Here is an 18,984-nt window from a genome sequence, read left to right on the forward strand (position 1 = left end):
GGCCTCGAGGGCCGAAAACCCCCGCGGCCCCGGCCGCCGAATAAACACAGGAGTGTTGTGCAACCCGGTGATGGTCAGTTCGATATGCAGGCACTGCTGGCTCAGGCTCAGCAGATGCAGCAGGCAGTGATGCAGGCGCAGGCCGAGCTCTCCGAGACCTCGGTGTCGGGTCAGGCCGGTGGCGGTCTGGTGCAGGCCACGATCAAGGTCAGTGGCGAGGTGACCGCGCTGACGATCGATCCGAAGGTGGTCGATCCCGCCGATGTCGACGGTCTGCAGGACCTGGTCATCGGGGCGATCAACGATGCGATGGCCAATGCGCAGCAGCTCGCGGCCGAGCGTCTCGGTCCGCTGTCGCAGGGTCTCGGCGGCGGTTCGATGCCCGGTCTGCCCGACTTCTGATGTATGAGGGGCCGGTACAGGATCTGATCGACGAGCTGGGCAAGCTGCCCGGCGTCGGTCCGAAGAGCGCACAGCGCATCGCTTTTCATCTGCTGCAGGTGGAGCCGCCGGAGATCGACCGGTTGCAGGCCGCCTTGCAGAAGGTGCGCGACGGCGTGCAGTTCTGCGTGTCGTGCGGCACGGTCGCCGACGGTGAGCTGTGCCGGATCTGTGCCGACCCGCGCCGCGACCGCACGATGATCTGTGTGGTCGAGGAGCCAAAGGATGTGCAGGCGATCGAGCGCACCCGCGAGTTCCGTGGTCGGTACCACGTGCTCGGTGGTGCGCTCGATCCGCTCAGCGGTGTCGGGCCCGACCAGTTGCGGATTCGGGAGTTGTTGACCCGCATCGGCAATCAGGAGGACGGCATCGATGTGAGCGAGGTGATCATCGCGACCGACCCCAATACCGAGGGCGAGGCCACCGCGACCTACCTGGTGCGGATGTTGCGCGATTTCCCCGGGCTCACCGTGACGCGGTTGGCGTCGGGTCTGCCGATGGGTGGCGATCTGGAATTCGCCGACGAACTGACGCTGGGTCGCGCGCTGTCGGGTCGACGGACGCTGTAGGGACTAGATCTCCACGCGCGACCAGGTCACGTCGCTGCCCATGTCGGGTTTGCCGTTGGCCCAGTCCCAGATGATGCTCGCGACCTGTGCCGGATCGTCCAGGGTGGTGCCGAAGTGCCGGTCGGGGGCGCCGTCGCGGTATTCCAGGGTGTACGGGCCGCTGGGGTCGCGGTAGGTCTGGATGTAGCGCTGCTCGCCCTGCTCGACGATCAGGTACGGGTTGGGGGCGGCCAGGCCAGCGACCCAACGGTGCGCCAATTCCTCGGTGAGGTACGGGAATTCGCCCGCGCCGCCGTGCGTGACATTGATCGGGATGTGTCCGGCCGGGTCGATCAGCCAGGTCAGCTGCGGGTCGTAGACGGCGTAGCCGAGGGGTGTGGCCAGGTCGAACAGCAGGTTGCGCACGAAGCCGATGGCGTCGTACGGCGAGGGGACGTAGAGCGTGTCGCCGCTGGGGCCGCCCACCGTCGCGACGCTGAGGAACGAGTCCTCCTCGGGCAGTTCGGCATTGCGCGCGTTCAGCTCGGCGGCGATCCGCGCGATCGGCTCGGACTCGGGTAGGCCCTCCTGGGCGGCCAGGTACGCGTCGATTTCGTCGACGGAGCTGGCGACGCCGGACGGCAGCAGGATGTGGTCGTAGCTCACCTGCTTCACCCTACGGGCAGCGGGTTCGCCTGCCATCGATGCGGGTCCGCGGCTCGCGCTATTACCAGCGTGTTTCGAAACGGGTGCCCGTCGGGAAACTCAGGTTTCGTCAGCCCGCGCCGTGTCGGTGGTGTGTGGTCCACTGGGTGAATGGGCATCAAGGTGTCACTCGAGCACCGCACGGCATACTCGTTCGATCGTCTCGTCGAGGTGCATCCGCATGAAGTGCGGTTGCGTCCTGCGCCGCATTCGCGGACACCGATCGAGGCGTATTCGTTAGAGGTGTCGCCTGCGGATCACTTCGTCAACTGGCAGCAGGACGCATTCGGCAATTTCGTTGCGCGGCTGGTGTTTCCGACGCCGACCAAGGAGTTGTCGATCACCGTCGGGTTGATCGCCGACCTCGAGGTGGTGAACCCGTTCGACTTCTTCATCGAGGATTACGCGGAGTTCATCCCGTTCGAGTACGACGCGGCCCTGGCCGAGGATCTCGCGCCCTATCTGCGGCGTGTCGACGAGGACGGGCCGGGCAGTGGGCCGGGGGAGCTGCTGCAGGACTGGGCGCGGGTGCACCGGCCGCAGGGGCGTATCAGGGCCATCGACTATCTGGTCGAACTGAACTACGCGCTGCGCAACAGCGTCGACTACACCGTGCGCATGGAAGCCGGTGTGCAGACGCCGGATCACACGTTGCGCACCGCGCTGGGGTCGTGCCGTGATTCGGCGTGGTTGCTGGTGGGGGTGTTGCGCGAGCTGGGGTTGGCGGCGCGGTTCGTCTCCGGGTATCTGGTGCAGTTGACGTCGGACGTGCCGTCGCTGGACGGGCCTTCGGGTCCGACCGCGGACTTCACCGATCTGCACGCTTGGACCGAGGTGTATCTGCCCGGCGCTGGGTGGGTAGGCATGGATCCCACGTCCGGCCTGTTCGCGGGCGAGGGGCATATCCCGCTCGCGGCGACCCCGCATCCCGGCGCCGCTGCTCCGATCACGGGCGCGACCGGGATCACCGAGGCGACACTGGATTTCAGCAATGTGGTGCGGCGGATTCATGAGGATCCGCGAGTCACGTTGCCCTACACCGAATCTCAATGGGAGCGGATCGTCGCCTCCGGTGCCGCGATCGATGCGCGGATGGCCGCGGCCGATGTGGGGCTGACGATGGGTGGCGAGCCGACGTTCGTGTCCATCGACGACCAGGTCAGCGCGCAGTGGACCACCGATGCCGACGGTGCGCACAAGCGTGAGCGTGCGGTCGACCTCAGTGATCGGCTGCGGTCGATCTACGCGCCGACCGGGATCGTGCAGTATCGCCAGGGCAAGTGGTATCCGGGAGAGCCGTTGCCGCGCTGGGAGATCGCGATCGCGTGGCGGGCCGATGGTGAGCCGATCTGGACGCGGCAGGATTTGCTTGCTGATCCGTGGACGCCGGTTGCGCGCAGCGTGGCGCGTTCGAACGGGTACGCGCCTGCGGGGGCTGAGGTCGCGTCGGCTGTTGTCGCGTTGGGGTTGGCTGATGACGGCGATGATTCCGTCGATGAGCAGCAGTGGGCTTCGGATTCGGTGTCGGTGCTCGATGCGCCTCGTTCGGCTGCGGTCGACCGGGTTTCCGCTGGTCCGGTCGATATGGTCGCAGTGTTCGATGCGCGGCGTCGAGTCGGTGGGGGTGAGGTCGCTGCGGCGGTCGTCGCGTTGGGGCTGGCCGATGACGGTGAGACGCAGGGGGTCGGTGGCGATGTGCTCGAGATGGTCGATCCGGGTGGGGTGGGTGATGTCGCCGGGGCGGTGATCGCGCTCGGTCTCGCGGGTGGGGCGGATGCGCCCGGTGAGATGTTCGGGGCGGTCGCCGGGCCGACGCTGCCGGATCAGGGTGCGGTGGCTGCCGCGGTGGTCACGATGGGCCTCGCTGATGCGGATGACCGGAGTGCGGGATTCCAACCGGCCGACGAGCTTGCCGATGTCGGCGACCGCACGGAGTCGGCGGTCGAGGCGGATTACCTCGCCGATGCGCCTGATTCCGGTGTCGAGTTGGTGGAGTTCGAGGACGCGCCGGTGTTGATCGACGAGCCTGTCGGTCTGGTCGAGGCCGAACATCGGCGGCCGACGGAGGCGCAGCAGGCCTGCGCTGATGCCGGTGGTTCTGTTCGCCCGGCGAAGAAGTCCAAGGTGTCGGAGAAGGCCGACAAGAAGGCCAAGTCCGCCGCACGGAAGGGGCTCGGGAAGAAGAAGTTGCGCGGGAAGAAGGCGAAGGCTGCGGCGAAAGAGGCTGCGGCCAAGGGGGTTCGCGCTACCGAGTCGCCGCAGCAGAACTCGGCTGCCGGGGTGATCCCGGATCGGGCGCCTGCGGCTGATATCGATGCGGCCAGGGCGTTGATCGCGGAGATCGCCGGCACGCTCGGGCTGCCGGAGGGGCAGGTGCGGCCCGCGTTCGAGGATCCGTTGGCGCGGTTGGCGGCGACGGTGAGTGCGCCGTACGGGGATCCGCCTGTCGCCGATATCGATCCCACGGAGGACTCGCCCGAGGTACGGCGGGTGTTGCTCGAGACGTTGGAGGAGTCGGTCGACCGGCCTTCGGCGTATGTGTTGCCGATTCACCGGCGCGCCGACGGGGCGGGTTGGGCCAGTGCCGATTGGCAGTTGCGGCGTGGGCGCAGTGAGGACGGGCCGGGGCGGATTGTCCTCGCGGACGGTGATTCGCCTGCGGGACTGCGACTTCCGATCGGGTCGGTGTCTTGGCACGCGCCGCCGGTGCTGCCCGACAGTGATCCGCTGTACCAGAAACCGTTGTCCGACAAGCGGTCCGAGCCGCCCGCCGCGGTGGAACCGGCTGATTTCACGCCGACGACCGCGCTGGTGGCCGAGGTCAGGCAGGGGCGGCTGCACGTGTTCCTGCCGCCGGTTACCGAGTTGGACGATTTCCTCGATCTGATCGCCAAGGTCGAGGCCGCGGCGGTGGCGATCGGGCAGCCGGTGGTGTTGGAGGGCTACGCACCGCCCAGTGACGCACGGCTGCACACGTTTTCGGTGACGCCGGACCCTGGCGTAATCGAGGTGAACATCATGCCGACCAGCTCGTTCGCCGAGCAGGCGCAGGTGTTGAACACCCTGTACGAGCAGGCCAGGCTGGCTCGGTTGAGCACCGAGTCGTTCGATGTGGACGGCACGCACGGCGGCACCGGCGGCGGTAACCACATCACCCTGGGTGGGGTCACGCCCGCGCGTTCGCCGATGTTGCGTCGTCCGGATCTGCTGGTGTCGATGCTCACCTATTGGCAGCGACACCCCGCGCTGTCGTACCTGTTCTCCGGGCGTTTCATCGGACCGACCTCGCAGGCACCCCGCGCCGACGAGGGTCGCGAAGACGCGCTGTACGAACTCGAGATCGCGTTCGCCGAGGTCGCGCGACTGTCCGCCGAGCAGTCCGACGGTTCAACTCCGTCGGAAATCCGTTCGGCCCCTTGGCATATCGACCGGGCGTTGCGGCATCTGCTCACCGACCTCACCGGCAACACCCACCGTGCCGAGTTCTGCATCGACAAGCTGTACAGCCCCGATTCCGCGCGGGGCCGACTCGGGCTGCTGGAACTGCGCGGTTTCGAGATGCCGCCGCATTTCCAGATGGCGATGGTGCAGTCGTTGCTGGTGCGCGGTCTGGTCGCGATGTTCTGGGACAAGCCGTTGCGCGCGCCGCTGATCCGGCACGGGGCCAACCTGCACGGGCGCTATCTGCTGCCGCATTTCCTGATGAACGACATCGCGGAAGTGGCCGCTGACCTGCGCGCGGCAGGGGTCGACTTCGATACCGCGTGGCTGGACCCGTTCACCGAGTTCCGGTTCCCGCGCATCGGCACCGCGATGATCGGCGAGGCGGAACTGGAACTGCGCGGCGCGATCGAGCCGTGGCTGACCCTGGGCGAACAGACCACCGGGCAGGGCACCGCCCGGTACGTCGACTCGTCGGTGGAACGCCTGCAGGTGCGACTGGTCGGCGCGGATCGCGGCCGGTACGTGCTGACCTGCAACGGCATGCCGGTCCCGCTGCTGGCCACCGACAAATCCGACGTCCAGGTGGCGGGCGTGCGCTACCGCGCCTGGCAGCCGCCGAACTCGCTGCACCCGACGATCACCGTCGACGCGCCGCTGGTATTCGACCTGGTAGACGTGGCAACGGGCATCTCCCGTGGCGGCGCCACCTATCACGTCGTGCACCCCGGCGGTCGCGCCTACGACGACGCACCCGTCAACGCCGTGGCCGCGCAGTCGCGCCGCAACCGTCGGTTCGAGGCGGCCGGACATACGGTGAATCCGATGGATCCCGCCGAACTCCGTGCGAAGATCGCGGCGCAGTCGACCGATGTCGGCGCACCAGGCATCCTGGACCTACGCCGCGCGCGAACCGTGTGGGGCCGCTAGGCGAGAGATTTCGGGTGAGTGCGCGGGCCCTCCACGGGTAGGCGGTCTTTGTCGGGTTGGCCGCGAAAATTACAGGAGGCTCGGGTGGTGCGCGACGAAGCGCTGGGGGACGGGTCGACGACGGGCGTGCGCGCAGCGGTGGCTGAGCAGTTCGCGCGGTATCGGGCCGAGAGCAAGACGCAGGCCCGGTTCGACGAGTGCGGGCGGCCGACCACGGGCTACTACGACGAGTTGGTCGACGGGCGCGGCCGGGTGCGGTCGATGTGGTCGGAGCTGTCGGCGGACTTCGTCGACCAGGGGATCGGCGGGATCGACCGGATCGATCATCGGGTGCGCAGGCAGATCGAGGACGACGGTGTCACCTACACCGAGGTCGGTCTCGGTGGCGACGACGACACCGCCATCCCGCAGCCGTGGCGTCTGGACCCGATTCCGCTGCTGGTCTCCGCGGAGGACTGGACCCGCCTGGAAACCGGGCTCGTCCAGCGGTCGCGGGTGCTCGACGAGGTGCTCACCGATGTGTACGGGCCGCGCAGGCTGCTGAATTCCGGTCTGCTGCCGCCGGAGTTGGTCTTCGGCAGTACCGGGTATGTGCGGGCCGCGCACGGCATCACCATTCCGGGTAACCATCAGCTGTTCCTGCACGCCTGCGACATCAGCCGCTGGAGCGACGGGCAGTTTCGGGTGCTGGCCGACTGGGCGCAGGCGCCCTCGGGGGCCGGGTACGCGCTGGCCGACCGGCGCGTGGTGGCCGCGGCCATTCCCGAAGCATTCGAACACGCGGGCCCGCGTCCGCTGACGCCGTTCGCGCGGGCGATGCGGTTGATGCTCGAGGAGGCGGCGCCGGAACTGGCCGACGGGGAGGAGCCCGTCGTGGTCGTGCTCAGCCCCGGCTCGCACTCCGAAACCGCGTTCGACCAGGCCTATCTCGCGCAGATGCTCGGGTTCCCGCTGGTCGAGAGCGCTGATCTGGTGGTGCGCGACGGTGCGCTGTGGATGCGGTCGCTGGGCAGTTTGGAACGGGTCGATGTGGTGTTGCGGCGCGTGGACGCCGAGTTCTCCGACCCGCTAGACCTTCGGCCGGATTCGCGGCTCGGCGTGGTCGGGCTGGTGGAAGTGCTGCGCCGCGGTGCGGTGACCGTGGTCAATACGCTGGGTAGCGGGCTGTTGGAGTCGCCCGCGCTGAGTCCGTTCCTGCCGCGCATCGCCCGCTCGGTATTGGGGGAGGAGCTGCTGCTCGAAGCCACTCCGAGCTACTGGGGCGGCGACGACACCGAACGTTCGCATCTGGTCTCGCACGTCGGTGACCTGGTGATCCGCTCCGCAGTGGACGGGTCGACGATCTTCGGGCCCAGTCTGTCCGCAGCGGAACGTACCGACCTCGCCGCCCGGATCGAGGTCGAGAAGTGGAAGTGGATCGGGCAGGAACCCGCCGAGTTCTCGGTCGCGCCCGCGGTCGACGGTCCGGCCGGGTTGGCGCCCGCACCGGTGGGGATGCGGTTGTTCTCGCTGGCCCGGCGCGGTGGTTACACGGCGATGTCGGGCGGGCTCGGGCAGCAGCGGATGCGCCTGGAACCCACCCGCAGCGTGATCAAGGTGGCCGCCAAAGATGTGTGGGTGCGCGCGGCTCCGGCGACGGTGCCTGCCGTGAGTTCCGAAGCGCCGCACGAGGAACGGTTGCGCAGGGCGGTGCCGGTCGTCGAGGCGATCAGTTCGCCGCGTGTGCTCAATGATCTGTTCTGGATGGGGCGGTACAGCGAACGGGCTGAGTCGGTGGTTCGGCTGTTGGCGGCTACGCACGACGTCTATCAGGATTACCGCTATCGGCCCTGGCTGGACGGTGCCGAGGCGTTGCCGATTCTCATGCGGGCGTTGTCGATCACCACGGGAACTGTTGCGCCACAGTCGGTGCTGCCCAACGGGATCGGCAATGTCGGGCTGGCCACGGTGCGCTCATCTGCCGACGACGTCGACTTGTTCGATGCCGATGAGGTCGCATCCGAAGATGAAGTCGAACAACACGATTCGACGCTGGTGGCTGATTCGAGCGGGTCGTCCTTACGGCAAGCTTCGTCGGCGCAGGCAGATGCTGAACCTGATGCAGTGCGACAAGAGTCGCCATCGGCCCCGCCGCCGCTGCAGTCCGCTGGACAAAGTCAATCCACAGGGCAAGGTCAGTCCGCGGGGCAGAGCCAGTCCGCAGGGCAGAGCCAGTCCGCGGGGCGGAGCCAGTCGGCGTCGGGGGGCGAGCGGGACGCCGGAGAGGACGAGGGCGAGGCGCCGTGGGAGCGGGCGGGGACGAGTGCGCTCGCGCGTGCCCTGCGCACCACAGGTGTCACTGCTGAGCGGGGCGTCGAGCCGGAACCGGAGCCAGTCGTCACTCGGTCGCGGCAGACACAGGGTCAATTTACCCATCGCGCAATGGATTCCAGCGGTCAGGACGGCGTAGCCGCGCGCAGGGCTGTTGCGGGTGCTTCCGCGGAAGGGTTCCAGTACCTTGCCTCGCTGACCGGCAATCGCGAACTACCAGGGTCGCTGTCATACGCGGTCGACCACTACGGGTCCGCCGCGCGTGCGGTCCGTGATCAGCTGTCGGGTGACACCTGGATGATCGTCGGTGCTGTTGACCGTGCGCTGGCTGAATTCCGCAGCGCCAGTACGGAACAGGAGACCGCGCTGTCGGCCGTGCATTCACTGACACTGGCCGCACTACTGTCCCTGTCCGGCATCGGCGCGGAGTCGCTGGTGCGCGACACCGGCTGGTACGTCATGGATATCGGCAAGCGCATCGAACGTGGCCTGGCGGTGACGGCGCTGATCAATGCCACGCTCGGCCGGGAGAGTTCGCCCGAGGCGCAGGGTGTGGTCGCGGAAGCCGTACTCACCGCGACCGAGTCGGCGGTGAGTTACCGTCGCCGCCACCGTGGTTCGGCGCACGTGGCCGCACTGGCCGGCCTGCTGCTGTTCGACGCGGGCAACCCCCGTTCGTTGATCTACCAGCTCGACCGACTCGAAGCCGACTTCCAAGCCCTCCCGGGCGGTTCCGGCGCATCTCGCTCGCACCGCCTGCTCGCCGACGCCCAGCGGATGTTGCGCCGCGTGGACCCGGCCGACCTGGAACACACCGACGACGACGGCGTCCGGACCGAACTGGTGGAACTCCTAGAAGGTGTGCACTTGCGACTGCGCAAGCTGGCCGAATCGTTCGAGACCACCAAACTGGCTGTGCCACTGGGTATTCAACCGCTGTGGGGTAACACCAGGATGGTCGGATGACCCGCCGATACATGGTGGTGCACCGCACCACCTACAGCTACTCCGACGAGGTGACCAGTTCCTACGGCCGCGCCTACCTCACCCCGCGCGAATACCCCGGCCAACGCCTGCTCGAACACGAGATCTACATCGACCCGGTGCCTTCGGACCGCTCGATCGGCACCGACGTCTACGGCAACACCACCACGTATTTCCATGTGACATCGGAACATCGGAACCTCGAGGTCACGGGCGAATCCCTGGTCGATGTCGACGGCGAACACCCGTCGAACATGCCTGGCGCCGATATGCCTTGGGAGGCAGCACGTCCCACGATCGCCACCGGCCCACTCGCCATCGAGTTCACTCTCGATCTGCTTCCGCCCGAAATAACCCCTGACGTAATTGCCTATGCCGCAGAAAGTTTCCCACCAGGTAGGCCGCTGCTCGAGGCCGTCACCGAGCTGAACACGCGCATCCACCACGACTTCCAGTACCGCTCGGGCTCGACAACGGTGAGCACCAGCGTCGCCGACGTGTTCGCCGCCCGCGAAGGCGTCTGCCAGGACTTCGCCCGCATCGGCGCCGCCTGCCTGCGCTCGCTGGGCCTGGCCGCCCGCTACGTCTCCGGCTACCTCGCCACCGACCCGCCACCGGGCAAGGAACGCATGGTGGGCGTGGATGCCACGCACGCCTGGGCCGCGGTGTGGTTGCCCGGCCTCGACGAGACCGACCGCACCGGTCGCTGGATCGCCTTCGACCCCACCAACGACCAATTCGCCGACGAGCGCTACGTGACCGTGGCCTGGGGGCGCGATTACCAAGATGTTCCGCCGTTGCGTGGCATCATCTACACCGACGCTAAGCAGTCCACGATCAAGGTCTCAGTCGATGTAGCCCCGGTGGAGGTGTAGTCCGTGCGTGATTTCGTCTGCCCGAATTGCGGTCAGCAGTTGGCTTTCGAGAACTCTGTGTGCCTATCGTGCCGCAGCGCACTAGGTTTCAGCGTGAGCGAGCGGGCGCTGGTGGTGATCGGCGACCCGCCCGGCGACGACGCGATCGATCACGCGGCAGGTGTCGTGGATGCAGACCGTTTCCGGTTGTGCGACAACCTGCATGTAGCGCAATGCAATTGGCTCGTCGATGGCCACGTCGACGGCCCGGCACTGTGCCTGTCGTGCCGGCTCACCAGGACCAGGCCCAATGATTCCGACAAAGAGGGACTGGTCGCCTTCGCCGAAGCGGAAACGGCCAAGCGGCGGTTGATCTTCGAACTGGTCGAACTCGGCCTGCCGATCGTGGGCCGCGACGAAGATCCCCAGCACGGACTGGCGTTCGATCTGTTGTCCAGTCGCACCGACGGCGTGCTCACCGGGCACGTCGACGGCGTGGTCACCCTGGACCTGGCCGAGGCCGACGACCCGCATCGCGAGCAGTTGCGCATCGAGATGGCCGAGCCGTACCGCACCCTGCTCGGTCACTTCCGGCACGAGACCGGGCACTACTACTTCCCGGTGCTCGTCTCCGATGACACTGCGCTGCAACGCTTCCGCGATCTGTTCGGCGACCCCTTTGCCGACTATCAGGCGGCGCTGGACCGCCACTACTCTCAGGGCGCGCCCGCGGGCTGGAAACGCAATTACGTCTCCTCCTACGCGACCATGCACGCCGCCGAGGACTGGGCCGAGACCTTCGCCCACTACCTGCACATCCGCGACACCCTCGACACCGCCGCCGCCTTCGGTCTCGCCCCGGCGGGTGCGACGCTGGATCGCCCGCAGGTCGGCCGGGCGGGCTTCGACAAGATCATCGAACTGTGGCTGCCGCTGGCCTGGCAGCTGAACATGGTGAACCGTTCGATGGGCCGCGACGACCTGTATCCGTTCGTGCTGCCCGAGCCGGTGCTCGAGAAGATGCGCTTCGTGCACGACCTGTGCACCGGCAGTCACGCGCCCGCGCCGGAGGTCGTCGCCTCCGCGCAGTAATACGTCGTCGGGCAGTAATGCGTCGCTGATTTTCCTGCGACCGGGCTCACAGTCAGTTACCCTCCGACATTGAGACCATCGCGTCTCAATCCGGGTCGGCTCCTCGGCCCGGACTGCTCGACGAGGATGGCTATGAACTCTCCCCTGGTATCGATCGGTCTACCGCTGGCGCTGGCGGTGATCATGTTCGGGCTCGGCCTGTCGCTGACCACCGCCGACTTCACCCGTATCGCGAAAACCCCGCGCATCGTCGCCATCGCGCTGGTCTGTCAGCTGCTCGTGCTGCCGGTGGCCGCTTTCGGCCTGGTGCTGCTGTTCGATCTGACGCCGATTCTGGCCGTGGGCATGATGCTGCTGGCGGCCTCGCCCGGCGGCACCACCGCCAACCTGTTCAGTCACCTGTTCCGCGGTGACGTGGCACTGAACGTGTCGTTGACCGCGGTCAACTCCATCATCGCCGTGGTCACGGTGCCCGTGGTGACCAACTTCGCCATCGGCTATTTCCAGCCCGCGGGCGAGGACGGCTCGGTCGGCCTGCAGCTGACCAAGGTGATCCAGGTGTTCGCCATCGTGCTGGTGCCGGTGGGCCTTGGCATGTTGGTGCGGCGCTGGTCGGCGGCGTTCGCGGACCGGATGGACAAGCCCGTGCGCATCGGTTCGGCGATCACGCTGCTGCTGGTGATCCTGGGCACCATCGCCAGCGAGCGCGAGGCGCTGGCCAACGACATCGCCGAGGTCGGCGGCATCGCCGTGGTGTTCTGCCTGCTCAGCCTGACCGCCGGCTACTACCTGCCGCGTCTGCTCGGAGTGGCCGACCGTCAGTCGATCGCTTGCTCGTTCGAGGTCGGCATCCACAACAGCACGATCGCCATCACCATCGCGATCAGCGTGCTCGGCAGCACCGAAATGGCCGTTCCAGCAGCGATTTACGGTGTGTTGATGTTCCCGATCGCAGCTGTGTTCGGCTATGTCATCTCGCGCAGGAGGGAACCCGTTGCGGCCCAGTAGTTATCGATGCGCCGCGTAGATGTGACGAGCCAATTCGTCACGTAGCGCACTGAATTCGGGATGGGCACGCACCGTCGCGAAATCCGCTCCGTCTTTGAAGGTGGGTGTCACGTCGTGCACGATGCGTCCCGGCTCGGTACCCATCACCAGAATGCGGGTACCGAGCAGGATGGCTTCGTCGATGCCGTGCGTGACGAACAGGACGGTCTTACGACGTTCGCGCCATAGGGCGACCAGTTCGCGCTGCAGTCGTTCCCTGGTCAGCGCGTCGAGGGCGCCGAAGGGCTCGTCCATGAGGACGATGCTCGGGTCGTTGATCAACACGCGAGCGATCTGGGCACGCTGCTGCTGGCCGCCGGACAGTTCATAGGGTTTACGGTCGCCGAGCTGGTCCAGACCGACCAGCTCGAGCAACCGCTGCGCTTCGGTGCGACGCGTATTCTTCGGTACCCCAAGAACTTTGGGCCCGAACTCGACATTGCCGCGAACGGATAGCCACGGGTAGAGGTTCGCCTGCTGGAACACCACCCCGCGATCGTGGTCGGGCCCGTCGATCACCCGATCGCCGATGCGCACCTCGCCCGAAGTCGGTGGCAGGAATCCGGCGAGGATATTCAGCAGGGTGGACTTGCCGCAGCCGGAAGGGCCGATGACACAGACGAATTCGCCGGGTTCGATGGTGAGATCGGTCGGCGCGAGCACCTCGATCTCGCCATAGCTCTTGCTCACCCCACTCAGTGCCACCCGTTCGGTCACCGGCCCGGCGGTCACGAGCTCGCGCCTGCGGCGGGCGTGGCGGTGATGCCGTCGCGGTACTGCTGCTCGGTGCCCACCGCGGCAATTCCGCCCTGGCTCAACAGGAATCGTGCGGTGCCGGTGAGGTCCGTGCTGAAACCGCCGCCGAGATACTTCGCCCCGGCCTGCTCGGCGGCGGGCAGGTACTGGTAGCCCGCCAACTGCGGAATCACCTTGTCGGGGGCGATGCCCAGCTGCGCGCCGATCGACACCGCGGCTGCGGCCTGGTCGGTCTTCAGCTGACCGACCGCGTAGTCCTGCACCTTGGCCCAGGTCTTGGCGAAGGCGGCGTTGTCGGCGAGGAACTTCTTGTCGGCGATGGCCAGGTCATAGGTGGGTGCGCCGGCCGCGGCGGTGTCGGCGCTGCTGGTGAGCACCGTGCCGCCGGCCTCGGTGAGCTTGGACAACGTCGGGTCCCAGACCCACGCGGCGTCGATCTGATTGCCTTGCCATGCACCGGGAATGGCGTCCGGCTGCAGGTTGATCAGGTCTACCTTGCCGGTGAGCCCGGCTTTGTCCAGCGCAGCCAGCAGGCTGTAATGCGAGGTGGAACCGAACGGCGTGGCCACCTTCTTCCCGACCAGCCCGGACAGTGCCGTGATCGATTTGTCCCGCACCACCAGCGATTCCGATGTCCCGATCACGTCGTGGATCCACACCACCTGCACGGGCAGGTTCAACGGCGCCGACAGTGCCTTGGTCGCCGGACTCGAGCCCAGCGTGCCGATGTCGAGACTGCCCGCGCCGAACGCCTGCACCACATCGCCGCCGGAGGCGAACTGGCTCCAGGTGATCTTCGCGTTGGGCAGGCACGCCTGCAGCAGGTTGCGGTCCTTCACCAGCAGGTCACCGTTGGGAATGGCCTGGAAGCCGAGGCGCACGGTGCTGGTGACGTTGGGATCCGCGGCGAACGGGCAGCTCGCGGCGGCGGCGCCGGTGTCCTCGCGTCCCGATTCCACGCAACCGGCGGTGACCGCGAGCACGGCGGACAGGGCGGCCGAGGTCGCGACGACCTTGCGCAGGGCGATACTCATGATTTGCCTTTCCACGGAACAGCTTTGGTGCCCACGAACGCGATGGCCGCGTCCAGCAGCATGGCCGCCACGCCGATCACGATGATGCAGGCGATGGTCAGCGGGGTATTCAGTTGCGTACCTGCGATATACGCCAGGCCCCCGATGCCGGGGATGCCGTTGTTGAGTTCGGCCGCCACGACCGTTGTCCAGGCGAAGGCCGTCGCGATTCGAACTCCGTTGATGACATTCGCGAGGGTCGCGGGTAGTACGACCAGCGAAATGACTTGTGCGCGACCGGCTCCGAGCGATCGGGCGGCATTCAGATAGTCCTGTTTGACGCTGGTGACGCCGTCGAGAGTCGCGATGACGATCGGCGGGAAGGCGGCAAGGAACAGCAGCCAGATCTTGGAGGTGTCGCCGATGCCGAACCACACGATCAGCAGGCCGATATAGCCCAGTGGCGGCAGGGCGCGCAGAAAGTTCAGGATCGGTTCGGTCAGCCAGCGCACCGGCGCGACCATCCCCATCACGAACCCCACCGGCGGCCCGAGCAGCACCGCCGCGCCCACGCCGATCGCGATCCGCTGCAGGCTGGCCAGCAGGTGTTCCCACAGGTAATAGTTCTGCTCGCCGACCACGAACCGGTCCACGCCGTCGGCGATGCGATGGGTGGAGTTGGCGCGCACGAACGCGTCCCACACCGCGCGCGGCGACGGCAGATACAGCGGATCGACCAGCCCGGCCGCGGTCACCACGGTCCAGCCCAGCAGCACCAGGGCCAGCGCGGCCAACCCGGCTACGACCGGTCCGCCCCGCCGCGGTGACTTCGCCGCCGCGGGCTTCGAACGGGTCGCGTCAGCGTCCACGGCCGATACCACTGCGGTCACCCCAGCACTCCTCACCTAGCAGTGCCACGGCGGCACTGTGAGGCGAACGCTATCGGCGCAGGTAGTAGTCGCGGGAGGGTAAAAGTCGGCGTGAGCCGAACTCAGGCGCGCAGACGTTCCTTGCGCAGCTGGGTCACCTCGGGCAGGTCGAGGGGGGCCAGGTCGGTGGCGGGGATGCCCAGCGCCATGGCGATGAGCAGGTCGGCCAGTTCCGGGTTGCGGGCCAGGGCCGGACCGTGCAGGTAGGTGCCGAAGACCGAACCCTGGACTACGCCTTCTGTGCCGTCGCCTACGCCGTTACCCACGCCGCGGGTGACGCGGGCTAGCGGAGCGGCATCGGGACCGAGAGTGGTTCCGCCACGATGGTTTTCGAAGCCGGTCAATGGTGCGGTGAGGCCGGCGACCAAGGGCGTGGTGGTGACTTCGCCGATGGAGCGGACCTTCTGGGGTGCGGTGGTGACGTCGAAAAGACTGACGCCGTCGACCTTTTCGCCCGCCGAAGTCTCGTACCATTTGCCCAGCACCTGGATGGCCGCGCAAATGGCAAGCACGGGTGCGCCTTTGGCGGCCGCCTGTTGCAGGCCGGGGTACTTCTGCAGGTGGCGGGTGGCCAGTCGCTGCGCGGAGTCCTCGGCGCCACCGAGGGTGTAGATGTCGAAGGAATCGGGCACCGGGTCGGCGAGGGTGATGTCGATGATCTCGGCGTCGTAGCCGCGCATCCGCAGCCGTTGCCGCAGGACCAGCGCGTTGCCGCCGTCGCCGTAGGTGCCCATCACGTCGGGCAGCACGAGGCCGATACGAATGGTTGACTTGCTCACCGGCGGGCCTCCAAATCACGATTCAGATCACGGAACGCGGTGTAGTTGGCCAGCACCTCGACGTGGCCGGCGGGACAGGAAGCGATGGCGCGCACCGGATCCGGGATCAACGTGTGCTCCACACCCGCGTAGGTCAGGCGCACGGCCAGATCGGTCGCGCGTTCGCCCGAGGCGACCACCTGCACGCCTTCGAAGTGCTCGAACCGCACGTCCCACAGCCAGGACAGATCCTCGCCGTCGGGCACCTGACCGTTCACCGCGATCACCAGACCCGCCGACGACGGCTCGATCATCGACAGCGCCTCCTGCCAACCGGCCGGATTCTTGGCCAGCAGCAGGCGCGCGTCGTGCTCACCGACGGTGACGGTGCGGTAGCGGCCCGCGATCTCGCGTACGGTACCGGTGGCATCGGTGGCCTTCGCGGGCTCGGCGCCCATCGCCACCGCCGCGGCCACGGCCTGCGCCGCATTGCCGCGATTCGCCCGACCCGGCAGTGCCAGGTGCAGCGGCGACCGGAAACCGTCAGGGCCACACAGATCTTCGCCCTCGAGCCACCAAACAGGTTGCGGGCGATGGAAATCCGCGCCGGTCGAGCGCCAGTTCTCGCCCTCCCAGACGATCGGCTCGCCACTGCGCGGGCAGCTGGTCGCGTCCACGGCCCAGCCGCTGCCCGCCGACACCCACACCACATTCGGGTGGTCGTAGGCGATCGAGGCGACCAGCACGTCGTCACAGTTGGCGATCACGACCGTGTCGGGATGCCGGGCCAGGCCCGCACGCAGCTTGCGTTCGATCATGTTGATCTCGCCGACGCGGTCGAGCTGATCGCGGCTCAGGTTCAACAGCACCACGGCTTCGGGGTTCAGCGCGTCGGCCACGTGCGGCAGATGCAGCTCGTCGACCTCGATCGCGGCCAGCTTCACCCCCTGGTGCAGGCTCAGCGCGGCCACGATGCCCGCGTCCATGTTGGCGCCGTCGGCCTGGGTGGCGACCTCGCCGAGCGTGCCCAGCGCCGCGGTCGTCATCCGGGTGGTCGTCGATTTGCCGTTGGTGCCGGTGATCAGCACCGTTCGCCGTTCGCGACCGAGCTGCGTCATGATCGACGGGTCGATCTGCAACGCGATCAGGCCGCCGATCATCGAACCCTTGCCGCGTCCCGCCTTCTGCGAAGCCCACGACGCTGCCGCCGCCGCTCGCAGGGCCAAGCGCCCACGCACCGAGATGTCTGCCACGCCGCGAGTCTATGTGCGTCGCGCGCGGCGGTGCGGGCGGGAGCGGTTCGGCGTGCGTGAGGACCGTGTTAATTCCTCCGGGCGACCAGGTGCGGACCACGTCGGAGGTGACCGTGGGCACATTCCTGCAGCCCGTTCCGTATCGACCGGTGTCAGGTCGGGGTGTCGAAAAGGTTCGGCAGACCCTGCGCGTAGCGGCTGGCGTCGACCGCGCGCAGCGGCTCCAACTCGGGCGTGCGGCGCAGTTTGAAACCGGTGCAGCGCTGGGCATTCGAACCGGACACATCCAGTAGCGCGTTCACCGCGGCACGCGCGGACTCGTTGGCACCCTCCATCGTCGCCAGGTCGACGTCGGTGCGCACGTAATCGCCTGCCAGGAAAAGGTTTTCGATCGATCCATGCGCGTTCGGTCGCGCGTCCCACGAGCCCGCCGTATTGATGAGCAGCGGGTCGGCATTCGCGTTCTGTGCGCCCTGCCAGGTGATTCCCGGATCGAGAAACCAGGAATGGACGTCGGCGGGGCGCAGCAGTTGTTCGCGGTCGTTGAGATGGCTGCTCAACTGGGCCCAGACTTCGCGGAAGATCTCCTCGTGCGTGCACTCGGTGGCGGGCTTGCCGTAGAGCATGCCCACCGAATGCCAATCGGAGATGTCCACCGAGAGGCAGTCGGCCACCGAACCGTCGCCGAACGACGGCAGCTTGTGGGTCCACAACTGATTTTGGCTGATCGATGTCAGTGACCACGGGGTATCGACATAGGCCGTGTGGCCGCGCGAAATGCGCAGTGGCGTACGGAAATAGATCTGTATTCCGTTCATCCAATCGACGAAAAGGCGATCCATCGCCGACAGTTCGGGAGCAACGGCCAACACTTCAGACGACCACAGTTTCCTGGCCTGCTCCACCGGCAGCGCGACCACGAAATAGTCGGCGTCGACAGTGCGTGCGTCGGCGAGGCGAGCGGACTGGATTCGCTTGTCGCGCACCACGAGTTCGGACACGCGCGCGCCCAGTTCGAACCGCACGCCCAGGGTGCGCAGGTGCTGGACCCACGGGTCGATCCAGGCGGTGTTGGTGGTGTTGTTCAGCACGCGGTCCAGGCCGCCGTCGTTGCCGTGGCCCAGCGGATTGCCCAGGAACTGTTCGCCCATGCTGCCGATGGTGCGGGTGCTGGCCAGATTCTCCTTGGCGGCGACCATGATCGACGTCAGCGACCGGGAGATGAGCGCGCGGAACTCGTGCGAGCGCTGGTTCCCGCGCACGAAATCGTGCCAGGACGTGTATTCCCACTGGCCGAAGCGGCGGGCCTCGCAGCTGGTGTTGAACACCATCAGCCGGTTGGCGAAATACGCGCCCTCCGCGGGCGGCATCTTGGTCGCGGTGGTGATGGTGGCGGCCAGAGATTCTCGGATCGAGTCCGGGGTGACCTGGATCGCGGTGAGGCTGTCGGGCAGGGCCAGCAGGATGTCGTCGCCGTCGCGGCGGGAGAACCTGGCCTCGGGGACGGCGAGCAGATTGCTCCACACTCCATCGGCATTGCCCGGCACCGGAATTCGACGCATCGTGTCGGGCAGGTTCTGATAGAAGCCGGGGAAGAAACGAAACCCGTGCTCACCGGGCAGATCGGGCCTACCGCCACGCCCGGTGCCCGGCACGCCCACACTGCGCGCCTTCCCGCCCAGCGCCCGCGCCTCGTACACCGTCACCTCGAAGCCGCGCTCGGCCAGCTCGTGCGCCGCGGTCAGCCCCGCGACACCGCCGCCGAGCACCGCGACCCGACGCCCCGGTGGCGCCGCGAAACCTGGCGCACCCGCTACGGCCCCCGCCGATATCGCCCCCGCTGCGACCGTGCCGCGAAGGAAGGTTCTTCGCGAAACGGACCACCGCTGTTCCGCCATACGCTGTTCAGCTGCCTTGCTCGAG

The 18,984-nt window shown here is 67.3% G+C and carries 14 protein-coding genes; 7 read left to right on the forward strand and 7 right to left on the reverse strand.

The features are described 5' to 3' along the window. Positions 1-84: 84 nt before the first annotated feature. Both ACFWU5_RS18720 and recR read left to right on the forward strand, forming a co-directional pair. Positions 85-402 carry a YbaB/EbfC family nucleoid-associated protein gene (locus ACFWU5_RS18720; RefSeq protein WP_379247055.1) on the forward strand — a complete coding sequence of 106 codons (318 nt, stop codon included), beginning with the start codon at positions 85-87 and terminating at the stop codon, positions 400-402. After that, entirely contained in the window at positions 402-1,010 is a 609-nt protein-coding gene (recR, locus tag ACFWU5_RS18725) for a recombination mediator RecR (RefSeq protein ID WP_379268069.1), read from the forward strand. The genes ACFWU5_RS18720 and recR overlap by 1 nt, the downstream gene beginning before the upstream one ends. A 3-nt stretch (positions 1,011-1,013) precedes the next feature. Here the strand turns inward: recR and ACFWU5_RS18730 are convergent, their stop codons facing one another. Further along, entirely contained in the window at positions 1,014-1,655 is a 642-nt protein-coding gene (locus ACFWU5_RS18730; protein ID WP_379268070.1) for a hypothetical protein, read from the reverse strand. Between the two features lie 150 nt (positions 1,656-1,805). Between ACFWU5_RS18730 and ACFWU5_RS18735 the strand changes: the two genes are divergently transcribed. The 5 genes from ACFWU5_RS18735 (at position 1,806) to ACFWU5_RS18755 (ending at position 12,313) form a co-directional block, all read left to right on the forward strand. Beyond that, complete coding sequence (locus tag ACFWU5_RS18735; RefSeq protein ID WP_379268071.1) at positions 1,806-6,065, forward strand: transglutaminase family protein; 4,260 nt, start codon at positions 1,806-1,808, stop codon at positions 6,063-6,065. An 84-nt stretch (positions 6,066-6,149) separates the two neighbouring features. Further along, the gene (locus tag ACFWU5_RS18740; RefSeq protein ID WP_379268072.1) at positions 6,150-9,341 is read left to right on the forward strand and encodes a circularly permuted type 2 ATP-grasp protein; all 3,192 of its coding nucleotides are present in this window, start codon (positions 6,150-6,152) and stop codon (positions 9,339-9,341) included. Beyond that, positions 9,338-10,234 carry a transglutaminase N-terminal domain-containing protein gene (locus ACFWU5_RS18745; RefSeq protein ID WP_379246937.1) on the forward strand — a complete coding sequence of 299 codons (897 nt, stop codon included), beginning with the start codon at positions 9,338-9,340 and terminating at the stop codon, positions 10,232-10,234. Before ACFWU5_RS18740 ends, ACFWU5_RS18745 begins: the two co-directional genes overlap by 4 nt. Before the next feature lie 3 nt (positions 10,235-10,237). Beyond that, entirely contained in the window at positions 10,238-11,305 is a 1,068-nt protein-coding gene (locus tag ACFWU5_RS18750; RefSeq protein WP_379246939.1) for a putative zinc-binding metallopeptidase, read from the forward strand. A 132-nt stretch (positions 11,306-11,437) separates the two neighbouring features. Next, positions 11,438-12,313 carry a bile acid:sodium symporter family protein gene (locus ACFWU5_RS18755; RefSeq protein WP_379268073.1) on the forward strand — a complete coding sequence of 292 codons (876 nt, stop codon included), beginning with the start codon at positions 11,438-11,440 and terminating at the stop codon, positions 12,311-12,313. Here the strand turns inward: ACFWU5_RS18755 and ACFWU5_RS18760 are convergent, their stop codons facing one another. From ACFWU5_RS18760 to ACFWU5_RS18785, 6 genes are all read right to left on the reverse strand, one after another. Then, positions 12,314-13,084: an ABC transporter ATP-binding protein gene (locus ACFWU5_RS18760; RefSeq protein WP_379268074.1), complete on the reverse strand. Its 771-nt coding sequence runs from the start codon at positions 13,082-13,084 to the stop codon at positions 12,314-12,316. Beyond that, on the reverse strand, positions 13,081-14,142 hold the full coding sequence (locus tag ACFWU5_RS18765) for a glycine betaine ABC transporter substrate-binding protein (protein ID WP_379268075.1): 1,062 nt from the start codon (positions 14,140-14,142) through the stop codon (positions 13,081-13,083). Before ACFWU5_RS18765 ends, ACFWU5_RS18760 begins: the two co-directional genes overlap by 4 nt. Beyond that, positions 14,139-15,002 (reverse strand): ABC transporter permease, encoded by an 864-nt coding sequence (locus tag ACFWU5_RS18770; protein WP_379268126.1) that lies wholly within the window; start codon positions 15,000-15,002, stop codon positions 14,139-14,141. Before ACFWU5_RS18770 ends, ACFWU5_RS18765 begins: the two co-directional genes overlap by 4 nt. A 110-nt stretch (positions 15,003-15,112) precedes the next feature. Further along, complete coding sequence (locus tag ACFWU5_RS18775) at positions 15,113-15,829, reverse strand: type 1 glutamine amidotransferase (protein WP_379268076.1); 717 nt, start codon at positions 15,827-15,829, stop codon at positions 15,113-15,115. Continuing rightward, on the reverse strand, positions 15,826-17,061 hold the full coding sequence (locus ACFWU5_RS18780; RefSeq protein ID WP_379268077.1) for a MurT ligase domain-containing protein: 1,236 nt from the start codon (positions 17,059-17,061) through the stop codon (positions 15,826-15,828). Before ACFWU5_RS18780 ends, ACFWU5_RS18775 begins: the two co-directional genes overlap by 4 nt. A gap of 152 nt (positions 17,062-17,213) precedes the next feature. After that, positions 17,214-18,959: an FAD-dependent oxidoreductase gene (locus ACFWU5_RS18785; protein ID WP_379268078.1), complete on the reverse strand. Its 1,746-nt coding sequence runs from the start codon at positions 18,957-18,959 to the stop codon at positions 17,214-17,216. Positions 18,960-18,984 lie beyond the last annotated feature (25 nt).

The sequence above is a fragment of the Nocardia sp. NPDC058640 genome (genome assembly GCF_042716995.1).
Classification (GTDB): Bacteria; Actinomycetota; Actinomycetes; order Mycobacteriales; family Mycobacteriaceae; genus Nocardia.